Here is a 16,164-nt window from a genome sequence, read left to right as displayed (position 1 = left end):
GCCGGGTTGGGATGCGCCAGGCGGGTAGTGACGAAAGCTCGTGCTGGTGCCTGCGCTTAGCGATCCAACGACGCGTACACGGCCCGCGTCTGTTCGCCGATGTCCTTCCAGGCATACCGCGTGGCGCTGATGTGTCGCGCCCGGGCGCCCATCATGTGCAGGTGATCCGGGTCGGCGATCGCATCGAGGATGCCGGACGCCAGCGCGGCCGGCGAGCCGCCCTCCACCAGCAACCCCGTCTCCCCGTCGTCGATCGTCTCGGGGAAGTCGCCAACCCGCGTTGCAATAACAGCCTTCCCAAAGGAGAAGGCCAGATGCACCAGACCGCTGTGGTAAATGTGGCGGTACGGCAGGGCCACCAGGTCGGCGGCCGTGAAATAGGCGGCAACCTCGCTGTTTTCGATAAAACGGCCGTGGAAAATGATGCGCGAGGCCGCCGGATGCCGCTCGATACGGTCCCGGTACTCCGCCGCCTCGGCGGCCGTGTGCGGCTGGCCGGCGATCACCAGCCGGGCGCCCGGCTGCGCGGCCGCCACCTGCTCGAAGGCGTCGAGCAGCAGATCGAGCCCCTTGTATTTGCGGATGTAGCCGAAGAACAGGAGCACGGTATCCCCCGGCTCGAGGCCCAGCGACGCGCGCGCGGCCTGGCGATCCGGCAGCACCTCGGGGAGGTAGTGATCGAAGTTGCCGTGCGGGACGACATGCACCTTGTCCGCCGGCACGTCGAACGCCTCCAGCAACGCCCGCTTGATATACGCCGAGTGCACGACGATCCCGTCGACGCTGCGATAGACGAGGCGCTTGAGCCGGCGGTCGATCGGCGAATGCTCATGCGGCACGATGTTGTGCGCCGTATGCACCAGGCGGACCCCCATCCAGTGCAGCAGCACGACAAACAGGCTGTCGATCCGCTCGCGGCGAAAAAACTGAAAATGCAGCACGCCGCCCTGCCGGCGAATCGATCGCCCCAGCGCCAGCACGCGCCGCCAGTAGCGCAGATAGTGCACGAACTTGGCCACGGCCCCGCGTGGGCCGGCCTTCGGCGGCGCCCACCCCAGCATCGGAAACGCGACCGGCAGCGCGACACGCCGGCCCTCCACGGTCACCAGGCGAATGTCCGCGCCGGCTTCGACGAGTCCGTTGCAGAGACACAGGCTGTAGTCGTTGTCGACCAGCGCATCCAACATCACGATCGGCCGGGCCTGCGTCATACCGTCCCCGCTCCCCGGATCGACCGGCTCAGCTTTCCCCGCGCCGTCATCGCGTGACCGCCCACGAACCGCCCCGCGCTACGGACCTCCGGCATCAGTGCCCAGCACAGAACCGGGAACGCGAGGATCATCGCCACCCGGAGCCACATGCTGGTGCCGCCCAGCAGCTCATACACCCCGATAAGCACGGCCAGGATGACGATGGGCCGCACATAGGAGAAGAACGTCGCGTGGATGCCGGCTTTGGTCAGATACCGGTGATTCAGGAATTGCGACGCCACGCTCATCGCGAACAGCGAGTAGACGGCGCCCAGTTCGCCAAACCGGGGCAGAAAGAACAGACAACCCACCACGTTCAGAATGCTCGATACGAGGTTCACCCGCACCGGCACCGACGAATAGCCGGCCGCGACGATCGTATAGCCCATCAGCCGCGAAACCGTATTCAGGCTGAAATTGATCATCAGCAGCGCAAAGACGAGCGCCGCCGAGCGGTACTGCTCGGAAAACAGCAGGGTGATCATCTCCTCCCGAAAGAAATACGTCACCGACGACGCCATGATCAGCGCGGCGGAGACGATGGCCAGCGACCGGTTCATGAACTGCTCGGCCATCTCGGTCTTGCCGTCCCGAAGCAGTTCGGACATGCTCGGGAAATACACGACGATCAGCGAATTGAAGAGCCGGCCAAACCCCTCGGGCACCTTGGAGGCCACTTCGTACATCGCGACGCTGATCGGAGTGAGCAGGCCGCCGATCAGGAGGACGCTCGTCCGGTTGTAGATGTACGTCAGGATGTCGTTGAAATACAGCGGCGAGCCGAAGCCGAGGATGGACCGGAAGATCGCCCGATCGCGGGGCACCGTCAGCAAGTCCCGAAGCGGCACCCAGATCATCAGATGCACCAGCGAGAGACCGTAGGTGATGATTTCGATCCACAACAGGTAATCGATCACCAGCCAGTCCATGAACAGAAAGACGCCGATGCTCACGAGACGGATGAGGGCCGAGACGACCTGCACCACCGCATACGGACCGAATTTCCGCTCGCCCTGCATGTAGTGGAACAGCAGCTCGCGCAAGCTCGCCAGCACGAAAATGCCCGGCACAAAAGCGAGGTGCGGTCCGATGTCCGCCTCGAAAAGGACCGGGAGGAAGCGATCGCCCAGCGCGAGGACGAACAGGGTGACGACGGCGAGCTGCACCGAACGAAGCAGCAGGATGCTGCTGAAGATCTGCTTCTTTTCGGCCTTGATCTCCCCCGACAGAAACTTGACCATCGTCAGGTTCAGCCCCAGACCGCTCAGGATCTGCAGGCCGTGGCCGATCACGATGATGAGCGAGTACGTGCCGAAGTCTTCCTTCGACATGTAGCGCGCCAGCACCATCATGCTGACGAAGTGAAAGAGAATGGTGACCAGCGTTCCGGAGGAGGTGGACGCAGACCCTTTCAGGAAACGCGATAGAAATTGTTTATCCATGATGCAGAAGCCCCCCACGCGCATCGGTGTCTGGAGGCCACGTTACACACATCCTCGGAGCGAAGAAGGATGGAAGATGCAGGATTTCTCCCGGAATAGGTGTCATTGTTTGGTGATCCTGCCCTTCCTGAATCAAGGAGGGCCGGAGCGCGAGGGTCCGTAAGGTCGATCAGGAGGACACCGAAGCCTCCTGCTCCGTTGAAGCAGGATCCTTGCGCAAGGTCAATACATGACGCAGCCGCGCGCGTTGCTCGGCGCGAAGATAGTCGACAAAGCCGGCGTCGAGGGCGCGCTCGTAGCCGCCGAAGGCCGCGCGGACATAGCCGGCGCCCTGCCAGAGGCCGAGGCCCACGCCGCGCAGGCTCCGCGCCTGGCTGACGCATCGAAAGAGTTCGAAGAGTGGGTCGTAGCCAAGCACATACTCTTTCATGCCGGCGCGATGGGCGGCCTGAAATACATTGCCCTTCGCGGTGCCCGTGCAGCGAAAATGCCGGGCGCGGATTTCGGGAAACGAGCGCACGATCCATCCATGCTGCCTCGCCCGGATCTCCGCCACCGCGTCGATCCCGCCCATGGGCAGCGGCGTGTAGCCGCCGATCGCCTCGTAGCAGGCCCGACGGAAAAACTGATACGGCCCGCCCACGCTGTTGCGCGCGCAATCCACGAGCACAAAATCCCCTTCGCAGAAGTCGAACCGGATGCCGCCCGCCAGCCCGAGCCGGGGCTGGTGCGCGAAGCGCAGCATGATCTGCTCGTAATAATCGTCGGGCAGCTCGATGTCGGCGTCGAGGTTGCCGACGAAGTCGTGCGGAACGGCGCGGGCGCGCTCGTAGCCGGCACGGAATGCAAGCACCTTCGAGCCGAAGTTGCGCTCCCGGTCCGCCTCCCGGCGCAACAGTTCGATAAACGGATAGCGCCCGGCGTAGGACGCCACGATCGCATCCGTGTCGTCGGTGGATCCGTCGCTGACGATGACCCATTTCGCCGGCAGTATACTCTGCCGGGTCACCGAAGCCAGCGTTTTTTCGATGTAGGCGGCTTCGTTCCGGGCCGGTGTAATCAATACGTAGGACATGGATTTACCAGGGCTGAGGAGATCGCGGGGATGGCTCCTGTTGCACGACCCCCCGTTCGCGCAACCGATCCGTGTGGAGAGCCAGGTAAGAAAAAACGAACATAAAATGGCCGATGTGGCGGGGCCTGAAAAAGAGGGATTCCTGCAGGTTGAAGACGAGGATGGCCAGCACGACCCAGAACCACAACTGCCGCGTCCGCACGTGTGCGACGCCGTAGAGGTAGCTGGCGACGATGCCGGCGAGCAGCACGAGCCCCACGATGCCGGTCTGGTTGTAGATGTCGATATATCCCTCGTGGGCCTGGTTCGGAATCCAGATAAATTGCTGGAAAAGCCGGACCAGGTGGGAGCCGTCCATCACCCAGAAGGCACCGAACCCCCAGCCGAGCAGCATTTTGGGGTGCGTCATCGCCAGCACGGTTTGCCAGAGGTCGACGCGTCCGGTAAACGTCAGGTCCTTCCCGAAAACGCCAAACAGCGCCGCCAGATAGTCGGGCGTAAACACAAACAGCGTCAGCGCCAGCGCGACCGTAGACAGCGTGACGACGGCCGCGTAGACCCGCGCGACGCCGGGCCGGCTGATCAGCGTACCGATCCGCATCAGCAAAAATACGGTCAGCAGGAAGGCGCCGACGAGGAACGAGGTCGTGCTTCGCGCGCCGAGGTAGGTCACGAACGTGAGCCCGAGGAGGGCATAATGCAGGGCGTTATTCAGCCGGCCGCGGTTGTACGACACCACGCCGAGCCAGATGATCATGCTGAAGAGCGAAATCTGCCCAAGGTTGTTTTTGGTGGGCGCCAGACCGCGCCAGGCCGGAAACTCCCACTGGATGGCTCCCCTCGGGTACAGGATGACGGACGCGACCGTGAGCACCACGTAGATGCCGGCGATGATCCGGAAATACCGCAGCGCGTCGGTCGACCAGCGCGCGCGCATCAAAAACGCGAGGCAGATGATGCTTTCCCCCAGCACGGCGATGGACCGCTTGAGGGTGACCATCGGATAGTCCGACCAGAACACGCTCAACACCACCCACCCGAGAAAAAGCGTCAGAAACTTCTCCTGCCGGATCACCTCCACAACCTGCCGCAGGAGGCCCCAGAGCGACAGGATGGAGACCACGAAGAGCAGCGAGAGCGACTGATTGAGCGTATTCGATGTGGGAACGACCTGCTCTTGCAGCGAGACGTCGAACGGCTTCTCCGTACCAAAAAAAATAAAAATGAGATAGACAAAAAAAGCCGTCCTGGCCATCAGCGCCAGAACCTGCTCTCTTCGCACAGACGATCCGGCCTGGGCTACCGTTATTTCCTGATACAATCGCAATGCTCTGGATAGCGTCAATACCCGAATGTCCCGGCGATCTTCCTCGCGCGCTTGTCTGACCGGTAGTACGCGAGACGTCGATGCGTCGAGGCGTCACGGCATGCAGTCGACAGGCCGGCTTCCGAAAACACCCGGATGATGCGGCGCGTTCGGGGATCCCCTGTATGCTGCAACCAACGGCTGGAGCGCCACGGTGCGTACGGTCAGTGTAATAGATGGGTCGAAATCAGGAAGCGCCAGGCGCATCGATTCATGCCTGGAGTATACACCGGCGCCGGCGTGGTTTGATCAACCAATGGGTTCGCCGCGCATGGGTTTTTGGCGTATGCCTCTCTCTCGTCACGGCGGCTCGTCGCCACGGCCTCCACCCCGGTTTTCGATCGTCCGAGGGCTTTCGCATCCCCTCCGGGCCATGTATTTGAGTCATTCCTTGTAAATTCATATTCACATCAAATGGAACCCTATTCCCGAACATCCCGTTTGACCACGCTTTATTTTTCGATGCGCATATGCGCAGCGTATCATCGGATTATTTCATCCAGGATCGCACATCCAATGGCATAACTTCACGCCGTTTAAAAGTGCCTTTTCATGCAGATCGTGACGTTTCGAAGCCTGTTCATGTCTATTGTATTCACCACATCGCGTCAAGTAGAACTCTGAACGGACGGTCATTTTAAACCGACTTAACAGGACAATTCAGCACGAATAATTGCTATAATTCCGGCGCACGAGGTGTCATCGTGATACGCCATAATTCATGAAAATACACGACCAAAATCTTCTCATGATTACTCAGGATCAGGTCGAGTCTTTCATGTAAAAAAACCCGTATGTATTTTCACCTCCGGTCACAACGAACCAACTAACATGTTATCCATGGCAAAAACCAAAGTAAAGATCAGCTACGTCACCCTGGAGGCGATGGAGCGGGATCTGAAAGGGACGACCGGCAAGAAACCCGGCCGCAAGAATCCACTGTATGACGAGATCATCGAGAAAGCCTCCAAACTGGGCGACAAACCGATGGTCGTTGAATTGACCACGTCGCAGCGTACGGGCCTGCTCGGCAAGATGAAAAAAATGGACTTGCTGGTGAGCCGTAAAGAGCCGAATCGTCCGCTCCAGGCGAAGTTCAAAATCGTCGACCGCGACGCCGCCGGCAAGCCTAAAACGGTTCGCGTCTACCTCTTCAAGAACGAATCGTACAAAGGCTGAACGACCTCGTTTGATTCAAGCTTGAATACCCCTGAAGGGCGCTGCGTGATGCTTCATGCAGCGCCTTTTCTTTTGCCTGTAGCCGGTTCCGCCCCTTTTACCCCTCCTGCGCCACCCGCGCGGCGATGGCGAGCGCGCCCACGATCGGCGCATTGCCCTCGAACGAGGCATCCACGACGCGCGGCGCAAAGGGAAAGGCGCGGGCAACCTGGGACGCAATGCGCGCCTTGACGATGGGTTCGTGGAGCGCGATGCTCCCCCCGAGCACGAGCACCTCGGGGTTGATGACGGCGGCGATGGCGATCGCGGTCTGCGCCAGATAGTCGGCGGCGCGCTGGACGAGCCAGCGGGCGTGCTCGTGGCCGTCGCGCGCGGCGGCGAACACGTCGATCGCCGTCACCTGTTCGTTGCCGGTGTGCATCGCCCAGTACCGCGCCAGCCCCACGCCGGCGGCCGTGAGCTCCAGGCACCCGTTGGGCCGCCAGTCGCCGTCCAGATGCGCCGAGTCGGGCACCAGAAAACCGAGCTCGCCGGCCGCATGCCGGTAGCCGCGCAGCAACTGCCCCTCGATCACAAAGCCCGCCGCGACGCCCGTGCTCACGGTAAGGTAGGCCAGCGAATGCGCCCCCGCTCCCGCGCCGTGAAAGTACTCGGCGATCGCCGCGGCATTGACGTCGTTTTCGATGCGGGCCTCCATGCGCAACCCGGCGGAGAGGCGTTCGGCGAGCGGATAGCCGTCCCAACCGGGAAGATTGGTCACGATGAGGGTGGTCCCCTGCGCCGCATCGGTGATGCCTGGCACGGTGGATACCGCCGCCGCGATGCGCTCGCGGTCGAGGCCGGCCTCGGCACAGCACGCATTCAGATAGGCGTCGATCACCTCGATGCAGGCCTCCGGGGTGGCGTGCGTGGGCATCGGCCCGGCGCGATGCGCAAGGAGCCGTACCGGCTCCCGAACGTCCGCCACGGCCACGCGCAGGTTGGTGCCGCCGACATCGATGCCGGCGACCAGATCGGGTCGTGCCATACCGCTCATTCCGCTTTGGGCTCTGAGATGCCGTGATGGTGCTTGTACCGCAGCTTCGACGCCGCCTTCTCGTCGATGATCACATCGGCCTGGCGATGCATCTGGACGATCGTGGACGGCACCATCGCGGTGACGGGGCCTTCGAGCGTGGCCTGGATGGCCGCGGCCTTGCCTTCGCCGCTGGCGAGCAGCAACAGCCGGCGCGACTCCATGATGGTCCCAATGCCCATCGTAATCGCGAAACGCGGGACTTCGTTGAGGTTCTGAAAAAACCGCGCATTCACCCGCACGGTATCCGCCGTCAGCGTTTTGATGCGCGTCCGCGACCCCAGCGAGGAGCCGGGTTCGTTAAACGCGAGATGCCCGTTGGCGCCGATCCCCAGGATCTGCAGGTCGATCCCGCCGGCCCGTTCGATCTGCTCTTCGTACCACTCGCAAAATTTCGGGACATCGTCGGCCATGCCGTTCGGGATGAAGACCCGTTCCGGACTCACATTGATATGGCTGAACAGATGCTCCCACATAAACCGGTTGTAGCTCTGGTCGTGACGCGGTAGCAGGCCGATGTATTCGTCGAGGTTGAACGTGGTGACTTTCGAGAAATCGAGGCCGGCATCGCGATGCATCGACACCAGTCGCTGGTACAGGCCGAGCGGCGTGCTCCCGGTGGCGAAGCCGATCACGCTATCGGGTTTTTTGCGAATCTGTTCCGCCACAATCTCCGCCGCGCGATCGCTTCACGGCGTCGTAATCAAGCATCACTTCGACAAGCATGACCTTTCTGGTTGTTCTCGGGTGGTTTTGGGCGTCCGTATGCGTCCAGCCGAGATTCCCGGGAGCGAATACGGAGGAGTGCTGCGCACCCGGCACCTGCCGGCGGCACGGGCCGAAGGTACGTTTCCCCCCACACGGGATCAAGAGAAACCCTTCCGGCAGACGACAAATGCATCAGCGGGAAATAGTGACCGCGACAGGTACAAAAATGCCATCAGCGGGGCCTTCATAGAAAGCTCCGCTGATGGCAGGAATGATCAATCCAATCTATTTAAAAGCCGCGCGAGCCGTTCAGGGTGCCCGGTCGCACGTGCGGTATTTTCGAAAACTATGAAATAACAAATCGTGTGCCAGTATCACGATTGCGTAACGAGGAGCCGCTCGATCACCTCCAGAATCTGGTTTTTGGTGAACGGCTTGCTAATGTAGTCGGTGAACCGCTCGTCCAGGAACCGCTGCCGATCCTGCGGGAGCGCGTAGGCGGTCATCGCGATGATGGGGGTATGCACGTAGCCCGGCAATTCGCGAAGCGACCGCATGACGTCCACCCCCGTGCGTTTTTTGCCCAGATTGATATCCAGAAACACGAGATCGTATTGCCGGCGCCGGGCCAGCGTGAGCGCCATCTCCTCGTCGGGCGCCACTTCCAGATCGAGCTGTTTCTGCAGCAAAAGCTTGAGGAAACGCTGCGCGTTCGGATCGTCCTCGACAAAAAGAACCTTCGACCCCATCACGGCCTGCGCTAGCGCGTGTTTTTCTACCGGAGCGGCGAGGCGCCGCGCGGGCCGGGTATCCTGAATGACCGGGAAATACAGGCGAAACGTCGTGCCGCGGCCCTTTTCACTATCCACCTCGACGCGCCCGTCCATCATATCCACCAGCCGTTTCGTGATGGCAAGCCCGATGCCGCTGCCCTCGTAGAGCCGCGCAAGCCCCGAGCTTTCCTGTTTGAACTCCTCGAACAGGTACGGTTTGAAGTTCGGGCTGATACCGATGCCGGTGTCGCGTATGCGCAGCTCCACCTCGTCGCCGGCCGGGTGCACTTCCACCTGGACGGTCCCTTCGTGGGTGAACTTCAGGGCATTGCCGATCAGATTGTTCAGGATGCGATCCAGGCAGCTCCGGTCGAGCCGGCTCTTGCAGGTCCCGTTCGGCGCGGCGAAGGTGAGGGTCAGCCCTTTTTCCATCGCGATGGGCTGGAGCAATTTGACCTTCTCGCGCACTTCGGCGCAGAGTTCGACCTCGTTGAACGCGAGTTCGAACTTGCCGGCCTCGAGCAGCGACAGATCGAGCACCGAGTTGAGCGTGTCGAGCAGTCGTTTTCCACTCGATCGGATCAGCTGCGCGAGTTCGCGCTGCTCCTCGTCCACTTCCTCGGCGATCAGGGAAGCGAAGCCGAGGATGCTGGTCAGCGGCGTGCGGATTTCATGACTCATGCTCGTCAGGAAAGCCGACGTCAGCCGGTTCATTTCTTCCGCCTTTTCCTTCGCGCTGATGAGTTCGATCTCGGCCTGTTTCTTGACGCTGACGTTCCGGCTGACCCAGAGGGTGCAGTCCTCCCGCCCGACGCGCATCCGCACGACGCGCGCCGAATACCACTGGGCCACCCCGTTCACGCTGGTCTCGTAGTCGATGGTCTGCGGCGTTCCGCTCGCGATGGCGTCGCCCATCACCTTGCTCCAGCGCAACCAGTCCTCCTCGCTCAGCCCGTCGGTGACATGCAGACCGGCCTGCGGGAATGCCGGCCAGAGTTCGCTCGTATTTTCCGGGACGAAGGCCTCCAGACACCGCCCGTTCATGTCGAGGATGAACAGCAGATCGGGCACGGCGTCGAGCACCGAGCGGAAGCGTTCCTGGCTCGCCTCGAGCGCGTCGCCCATCCATTCCTTGATGCCCCGGTGGATGTGCCCGATGAGCACCCGGGGATCGCCGAGTTTCTCGACGTAGGCGAAGGCGCCGTAGTTGACCGCGTCGCGCGCGGATTCGAACGTTCCAAAACCGGTGTGGACGATGATCCGGATCTTGTCGTCGATCTGATGCAGCTGGCGTACGACCTCGATGCCGTCCATGTCCGGCAGGCGGATATCGACCACCGCCACCGCGTAGGTATCCGGCCGGACCGCCTCGAGCGCCAGGCCGGCAAGCTCGTACGACACGGCGTCAAACCCTTCCTCGGTGATGATATCGCGCAGAAGACGGCGCTGGGCCTCATTGTCCTCTACGATCAGGATCCGGGGGCTGTGTGCCACGCTCGCGGTTGACTTCTCAGGCATGACTGCTCTCGAACTCGGTGAAGGAATGGGATGGCTGTATAGCCAGACAGGGGAGGCAGACGATGAAGCGGCTCCCGCAGCGGCCATCGGTGTCCACGATGATCTGTCCGCCGTGCTGCTCGATGATTTGCTTGCAGATCGACAGACCGAGCCCGGTGCCGGACGCTTTCGTGGTGAAGAGGGGCTCAAAAATCAGGGACTTCATTTCGTCGGAGATGCCCGGCCCTTCGTCGCAGATGACGATCCGATCCATGCCGTCGGCCTGCTCCGCGCTGATCACGATGGTCCCTTCGCCGTCCATGGCCTCGACGGCGTTGGTGAAGAGGTTCTGGAGCACCTGCTGGAGCTGCCCCGGGTCGGCCAAAAGGGGGTACGGCTGCCGGCCGATGGCGTCCACGAACCGGATGCGCGGATACTCGGCGAAGCGGTCGCGGGCGGTCTGTACCTCGTGGCACAGGTCGAGGTGTTTTTTCGACGGCGGCTTGTTGCGCGTCATGTTGAGCAGATCGCTGATGATCTGACCCCCGATCGACGACGCGCGCTGGATGATCTCGAGGTACTCGACGAGCCGCCGGTCGAGCGTGTTCGAACGGCGCTCCATCATGAACGCGGCATTCCGGATGGCGCCGAGCGGGTTGCGCAGCTCGTGCGCGATGCTGGCCGCCACCTGGCCGACGGCGGCGAGGCGCGTCTTGCGGACGAGTTCGTCCTTCACCTTCTCCAGTTCCTCCTCGGCCAGCGCCCGCGCGTGCTCCTGCTGGTAGAGCAGCTTCTCCTTGATGTTGAGCGTCGTCTTTTCGGCCTCGACGCGTTCGGTGATATCGAGCAGGGTGCCCACGAGACGCCGCGTGCCCCGGAGGGTATCGGTAATCACCGTTCCCCGGCTCTGGACGTGCCGGATCGACCCATCCAGCCGCACGATGCGGTATTCCAGCTGGAAATAGGAGCCGGTCGCCACCGCCTGACGTATCGCGCGCGAGACCAGATGCCGGTCCGGCCGGTACACGAGCTGTTTCAGGAAGCGGTCGGTCGTCAACTCCTCTTGCTCCGGATCCACCCCCACGATGCGGTAGATTTCCTCGGACATGTAGTTGGAGGACGGATCGGCGAGATCGACATCGTAGCTGCCGAGCTGCGCGAGTTCCTGCGCCAGCTTCAGGTTGGCCTCGCTCTGCTTCAGCTGCTCGCTTGCCCGCCGCTCTTCGGTGACATCGCGCATGATGCCGATGATCGTGCGGACGCGCCCCTGCAGCTTCTTCTCGGGCACGATGAGCGTCCGGAAGAAGCGGTGCCCTTTCGGGGTGGCGTAATCGAACTCGAATTCGAGGGCTTCCCCGCCGTTAAAAACCAGCTCCATCTGCTGCTTCCAGCGCTCGGCGATGGCCGGCGGGAATCCGCGCTCATCCACCGTCTTGCCGATAAACAACTCCGGGGTCGCCGACGACGCCTCGAGCAGGGCGCGGTTGACGAAGAGGTACCGGTATTGCCGATCCATCCGAAAGATCTGCACGGGGATGTAATCGGTCAGGGTCTCGAACTCGAGCGTGCGGGCCATCAGGGCCTGCTCCGCGCGCTTCTGCTCGGTGATGTCCTGCAACACGAATACGATGCGGTCGTCGCGGTCGGGGGGCTGGCTCTCGCGCGTGGCGCACAGCACCACATCGATCACCTCACCCGTCTTCTTCACGAACTGGGTCTCGACATTTTTCCAGAGCGCCTCTTCCTTGAGCCGGCTCTTCAGCGCCTCGGCGAGATAGAGGCGCGAAGCCCGCGTGAGGTAGTTGGACGCGAGCTGTCCGATCACTTCCTCGCGCTTGCAGCCCAGCTTCTCGAGCCAGGCGTCGCTCGCGCTGACGACCCGCGCGTCGGCGTCCACCGCGAACATCAGGACGGGCGAACGGTCGTTCAGGAACGGGAGCGCCGGCTGCTGCGCCGGCTGGCTCGCGCCGGCCGACTCCTCCTCGGTGAGATCGCGCACGGTGATGAGAAACCCGAGCAGGGCCTGTTCGGGGTCGTACAGCGGCGTACATTGCACGGCGCCCAGAAACAGCGTATCGTCCTTGCGCCGCAGCGACCACACCGTGTGCCGGGTGCCGCGCCCCACCGCCTCCGCCTCGTTGAAGAGTTCGCCGTCGTTCATGAACTTGGAGAACACGGCGCCGCGGACGGCCGCCTCGTCGGGGCCGAAGAGCGCGGAAAAACCGGGATTGCAGAGGATGATGCGGAAGTGCGCGTCCGTGATCGCAAGCGCCGTGGGCACCGAGTCCACGATAGCCCGCCAGAGGCCGCCGCGCATGTTCAGCTTGCGGTCGACCATCTGCTCGAGAAAGTCGCACCGCTCCGCCAGCGCGTCGCGTTCCGCCTTGATCACAGCCAGCTGAATGCGCAGCGTCGACGTCTTCGCGTCGTCGAGCGGCGGCACCAGGGCCGTGTCGAGTGCATCGATATACTCCATGCGCTATCGCCTGAGGGTAGCGGAAGGGCCAGAACTACCCGATAGAGAAAACAAAAAAAGATCAGCCTGAAGAAAACACTGGACGGATAGGCGCGGCGATGATCACCGATCGGTAGAGATGTGACCGCCGGCGGACCGTATCGCGACGCATCCGCACGATGCCTTCAATAGAATTTCCATCCAGGGGACATTGGACTGGTGCGCGTCAGGAATTGCTGCTGTGCGCGGATCCAAAATAGGATGGCCGAAGAGAATTGAAAGTTACGAATGTGTTTTCTTACCGTCCTACTTTTTCCATGTTTCCGTCACATATTGACACCATTTCGACATGAATCCCGTTATCCAGATTTCGCTCGACCTCACGACCATCCCGGAAGCGCTCGAAACCGCCGACCTGGCCCTGCGCGCCGGCGTGGACTGGCTGGAGGTGGGAACGCCCCTCATCATCGCGGAGGGCATGAACGGCGTGCGCGCGCTGCGTGAGCGGTATCCGGATGTACCCATCGTCGCCGACCTCAAGACAATGGACGGGGGATGGCTCGAAGCCGAGCTCATGGCGAAGGCCGGCGCCACGCACGTCGTCGTCATGGGCGTCGCGCACGCCGAAACCATTGAGCTGGTTGTTAAGGCCGGGCGCGACCTCGGCATCGAGGTCATGGGCGACAACATGTGCATGCCCGACCCGGTCGAGGGCGCGCGCATCCTGGAAGACCTCGGCTGCGACTATGTGATACATCACATCGGGTTCGACTACCGCACCCTCCGACGCGAGCGCGGGCTCCATGCCCCTTCGCCGCTGGACGACCTCCGCGCCATCGTGGATGCCGTGTCGGTGCCGGTTCAGGCCGTCGGCGGCCTCACCATCGAGCAGGCCATCCGCACCCCCGAATACGGCGCCCCGCTGGTCGTGATCGGCGCCCCGCTCGCCATCGACGCGCATGCCTTCAAAACCGCCGACGGCGACCTCGAAGGCGTGCTCCGCGAAATCTGTGATCGCGTGCATGCCTACGGCGATGTCGCCGTGAAACGTAAAGGATAGTCCGGGAGGATCGGATGCCGGGCGATGGATCCGGGATACGATGCGGGATCAGGGCCATCGCATTCTCGCCGTGGCCGTGAGAAGCGTATGGGAGATGCTCACGTTTGAAGAGCATGCGATGGCCCTGGATGCGGGATTCCGGGTGATGGATTTTCGTGGAGAACGTCCTATTATCGTGCTGATCGCACGCACGTGCCGTTGCGCCGCCGGACATCCGCATCGACGGACACCAGGCGCTTTCTGAAAAATCGGGCATCCCGCGCCCGTTCAGCCGGCCGTGCCCCCTTCCGCCTCGCGTTATTCGAATCCCCAACGTTATGACTGCATCCATGCCCGCCCTCGTCAACTTCGCCGCCGCCTCGGGCAGTGTGGCGTTGCGTGAAGTTCCGGTGCCCACCATCGAATCGGAGGACGTCCTGCTCCGGGTCGAGTCCGTCGGCGTGTGCGGCAGCGATCTGCACCAGTGGCATGGCACGCACAGCTGGCCGGTCAACTACCCCTGCATCCTGGGGCACGAGTTCGGCGGCGTCATCGCCCGGGCCGGCAACAACGTCCGGCGCTTCAAGGAAGGCGACCGGGTCGTGAGCGAGACGGCCGCCGTGATCGATCTGTATTCCCCGTTCACACGCAGCGGGCTGTATAACCTGGACCCCTCGCGCAAGGGCTTCGGCTATGGCGTCGACGGCGCCATGGCGCCCTACGTCCGCGTCCCGGAGCGCTGCCTGCATGCCGTGCCGGACACCCTCCCCTTCGACAAGGCGGCCCTCACCGAACCGTGCTGCGTGGCCTACAACGCGATGTGCATGAACACCCGGATCCGTCCGGGCGACATCGTGCTCGTCATCGGCCCCGGCCCGATCGGGCTGCTATGCGCCGCGATGGCGAAGCTCAACGGCGCCATCGTGCTGCTCGCCGGCCTCGCCGCGGACGCGCACCGGCTCGGCGTCGGGCGGCAGCTCGGCGTGGACGAGGTGCTGACCGAGCGGGTGCTCGAACAGGTGCGCGATCGCACCGACGGCTTCGGCGCGGACATCGTGGTGGACGCCGCCGGCGTGTCGGACACGCTGAAACTGGCCATCGACGCGGTGCGGCCGGCCGGCCAGGTGACCAAGGTCGGCTGGGGCCCGAAACCGCTCGGCTTCAACCTGGACCCGCTCGTCCAGAAAAACGTCACCCTCCAGGGATCCTTCTCCCACAACTGGCCCGTCTGGGAGCGCGTCATCCGCCTGCTCGACACCGGGCTCATCAACCTCGATCCGGTCATCAGTAAGGTGGCCCCCCTCGAAGACTGGCACGACTGCTTCTCGCACATGCTCGACGGCAGCTATGTGAAGGCGGTGCTCAAACCGGGGTTGTGATACTACCTTCCAGGTGTCGCGCACGTGAGCGAGGCGATCCCGGGATATGGGAAGTGGGATACGGGATACGGGATGCAAGATGTTTACCGAAAAACCGTGCGTTAAATCGTGATCCTGCATCCCAGTATCCTGCATCCCAGTATCCTGCATCCCAGTATATCCTGCATCCCAGTATCCTGCATCCCAGTATCCTGCATCCCAGTATCCTGCATCCCAATATCCTGCATCGGAAGACCTGAGACCATGGTGAGTAACATCAGTTACGAATTGCGCTAACGCTATGCCGCTTGCTGTATTCCCCAAATGCTTCCTCGACCAGCTCTGTGTGACCGGCGAAATGACGGTCGACGCCTGGCTGGACCTCGCCGGCACGCTGGACGTCGACGGCTACGAATTCTACTGGGGCTTCACGCCCTGGCAGGATCCCGCCGAACTCGACCGGATCCGGCGGCGCGTCGAGGATGCGGGACGGCACATCCCGATGATGTGTTTCTCGCCCGACTACACGCGTCCGACCCGCGCGGAGCGGCAGGAGGAAGTCGCGAAACAGCGGGCCGCCATCGAGGCGACCGCCCGGCTGGGCGGACCCTACTGCCGGGTCCTGTCCGGCCAGCGCCGGCCGGAGGTCTCGCGCGAGACGGGCATCCAGTGGGTCGCGGAGTGCATCCATGAGGCGCTGCCCGATGCCGAGCGGCATGGCGTCACCCTCATCCTGGAAAACCATTACAAAGACGGCTACTGGACCCATCCCGAATTCGCCCAGAAAGCAGACGTCTTCCTGGAGTTGGTGGACGCCATTGGGACGCATCCCTTTTTCGGGATCAACTACGATCCGTCGAACGCCATCGTCGCCGGCGACGACCCGATCGCGCTGCTCGAAGCCGTCAAGCACCGCGTCGTGACCATGCACGCGAGCGACCGCTATC

General features: G+C 62.6%; 12 protein-coding genes. 4 read left to right on the top strand and 8 right to left on the bottom strand.

Features of this window, described 5'->3' with window-relative positions:
- Positions 1–56: 56 nt before the first annotated feature.
- From R2834_24335 to R2834_24320, 4 genes are all read right to left on the bottom strand, one after another.
- Positions 57–1,211 carry a glycosyltransferase family 4 protein gene (locus R2834_24335; protein ID MEZ4703481.1) on the bottom strand — a complete coding sequence of 385 codons (1,155 nt, stop codon included), beginning with the start codon at positions 1,209–1,211 and terminating at the stop codon, positions 57–59.
- Entirely contained in the window at positions 1,208–2,692 is a 1,485-nt protein-coding gene (locus R2834_24330) for an oligosaccharide flippase family protein (protein MEZ4703480.1), read from the bottom strand. Before R2834_24330 ends, R2834_24335 begins: the two co-directional genes overlap by 4 nt.
- 169 nt (positions 2,693–2,861) lie before the next feature.
- Positions 2,862–3,767, bottom strand: coding sequence for a glycosyltransferase family A protein (locus tag R2834_24325; GenBank protein MEZ4703479.1), 906 nt, complete (start codon positions 3,765–3,767; stop codon positions 2,862–2,864).
- A 4-nt stretch (positions 3,768–3,771) separates the two neighbouring features.
- On the bottom strand, positions 3,772–5,022 hold the full coding sequence (locus tag R2834_24320; protein ID MEZ4703478.1) for an O-antigen ligase family protein: 1,251 nt from the start codon (positions 5,020–5,022) through the stop codon (positions 3,772–3,774).
- A gap of 951 nt (positions 5,023–5,973) precedes the next feature.
- Between R2834_24320 and R2834_24315 the strand changes: the two genes are divergently transcribed.
- Complete coding sequence (locus R2834_24315) at positions 5,974–6,312, top strand: hypothetical protein (GenBank protein MEZ4703477.1); 339 nt, start codon at positions 5,974–5,976, stop codon at positions 6,310–6,312.
- A gap of 97 nt (positions 6,313–6,409) precedes the next feature.
- Here the strand turns inward: R2834_24315 and R2834_24310 are convergent, their stop codons facing one another.
- The 4 genes from R2834_24310 to R2834_24295 form a co-directional block, all read right to left on the bottom strand.
- A complete protein-coding gene (locus R2834_24310) occupies positions 6,410–7,339 on the bottom strand; it encodes an ROK family protein (protein MEZ4703476.1) in 930 nt (309 codons plus the stop codon).
- Between the two features lie 5 nt (positions 7,340–7,344).
- On the bottom strand, positions 7,345–8,055 hold the full coding sequence (gene nagB / locus R2834_24305) for a glucosamine-6-phosphate deaminase (GenBank protein ID MEZ4703475.1): 711 nt from the start codon (positions 8,053–8,055) through the stop codon (positions 7,345–7,347).
- A 414-nt stretch (positions 8,056–8,469) separates the two neighbouring features.
- Complete coding sequence (locus tag R2834_24300; GenBank protein ID MEZ4703474.1) at positions 8,470–10,386, bottom strand: response regulator; 1,917 nt, start codon at positions 10,384–10,386, stop codon at positions 8,470–8,472.
- Entirely contained in the window at positions 10,379–12,841 is a 2,463-nt protein-coding gene (locus R2834_24295; protein MEZ4703473.1) for a PAS domain S-box protein, read from the bottom strand. The genes R2834_24300 and R2834_24295 overlap by 8 nt, the downstream gene beginning before the upstream one ends.
- A gap of 328 nt (positions 12,842–13,169) precedes the next feature.
- Between R2834_24295 and R2834_24290 the strand changes: the two genes are divergently transcribed.
- The 3 genes from R2834_24290 to R2834_24280 all read left to right on the top strand — a co-directional run.
- Positions 13,170–13,880, top strand: coding sequence for an orotidine 5'-phosphate decarboxylase / HUMPS family protein (locus tag R2834_24290; GenBank protein MEZ4703472.1), 711 nt, complete (start codon positions 13,170–13,172; stop codon positions 13,878–13,880).
- 317 nt (positions 13,881–14,197) lie between these two features.
- Positions 14,198–15,238, top strand: a complete 1,041-nt coding sequence (locus tag R2834_24285; GenBank protein ID MEZ4703471.1) for a zinc-binding dehydrogenase — start codon at positions 14,198–14,200, stop codon at positions 15,236–15,238.
- Between the two features lie 280 nt (positions 15,239–15,518).
- On the top strand, positions 15,519–16,164 hold a 646-nt coding region (locus R2834_24280; GenBank protein MEZ4703470.1), incomplete at its 3' end, for a sugar phosphate isomerase/epimerase family protein.

Source organism: Rhodothermales bacterium, from assembly GCA_041391505.1.
Taxonomy (GTDB): Bacteria; Bacteroidota; Rhodothermia; order Rhodothermales; family JAHQVL01; genus JAWKNW01.
The sequence above is the reverse complement of the archived record's forward strand: the minus strand, read 5'-3'. Positions and strand labels throughout refer to the sequence as shown.

Excerpts from the sequence above, each read along its gene's own strand:
- R2834_24330 (MEZ4703480.1), bottom strand. The coding sequence starts at position 2,692 with ATGGATAAACAATTTCTATCGCGTTTCCTGAAAGGGTCTGCGTCCACC.
- R2834_24310 (MEZ4703476.1), bottom strand. The coding sequence starts at position 7,339 with ATGGCACGACCCGATCTGGTCGCCGGCATCGATGTCGGCGGCACCAAC.
- R2834_24335 (MEZ4703481.1), bottom strand. The coding sequence starts at position 1,211 with ATGACGCAGGCCCGGCCGATCGTGATGTTGGATGCGCTGGTCGACAAC.
- R2834_24300 (MEZ4703474.1), bottom strand. The coding sequence starts at position 10,386 with ATGCCTGAGAAGTCAACCGCGAGCGTGGCACACAGCCCCCGGATCCTG.
- R2834_24325 (MEZ4703479.1), bottom strand. The coding sequence starts at position 3,767 with ATGTCCTACGTATTGATTACACCGGCCCGGAACGAAGCCGCCTACATC.
- R2834_24320 (MEZ4703478.1), bottom strand. The coding sequence starts at position 5,022 with ATGGCCAGGACGGCTTTTTTTGTCTATCTCATTTTTATTTTTTTTGGT.
- R2834_24295 (MEZ4703473.1), bottom strand. The coding sequence starts at position 12,841 with ATGGAGTATATCGATGCACTCGACACGGCCCTGGTGCCGCCGCTCGAC.
- R2834_24315 (MEZ4703477.1), top strand. The coding sequence starts at position 5,974 with ATGGCAAAAACCAAAGTAAAGATCAGCTACGTCACCCTGGAGGCGATG.
- R2834_24290 (MEZ4703472.1), top strand. The coding sequence starts at position 13,170 with ATGAATCCCGTTATCCAGATTTCGCTCGACCTCACGACCATCCCGGAA.
- R2834_24285 (MEZ4703471.1), top strand. The coding sequence starts at position 14,198 with ATGACTGCATCCATGCCCGCCCTCGTCAACTTCGCCGCCGCCTCGGGC.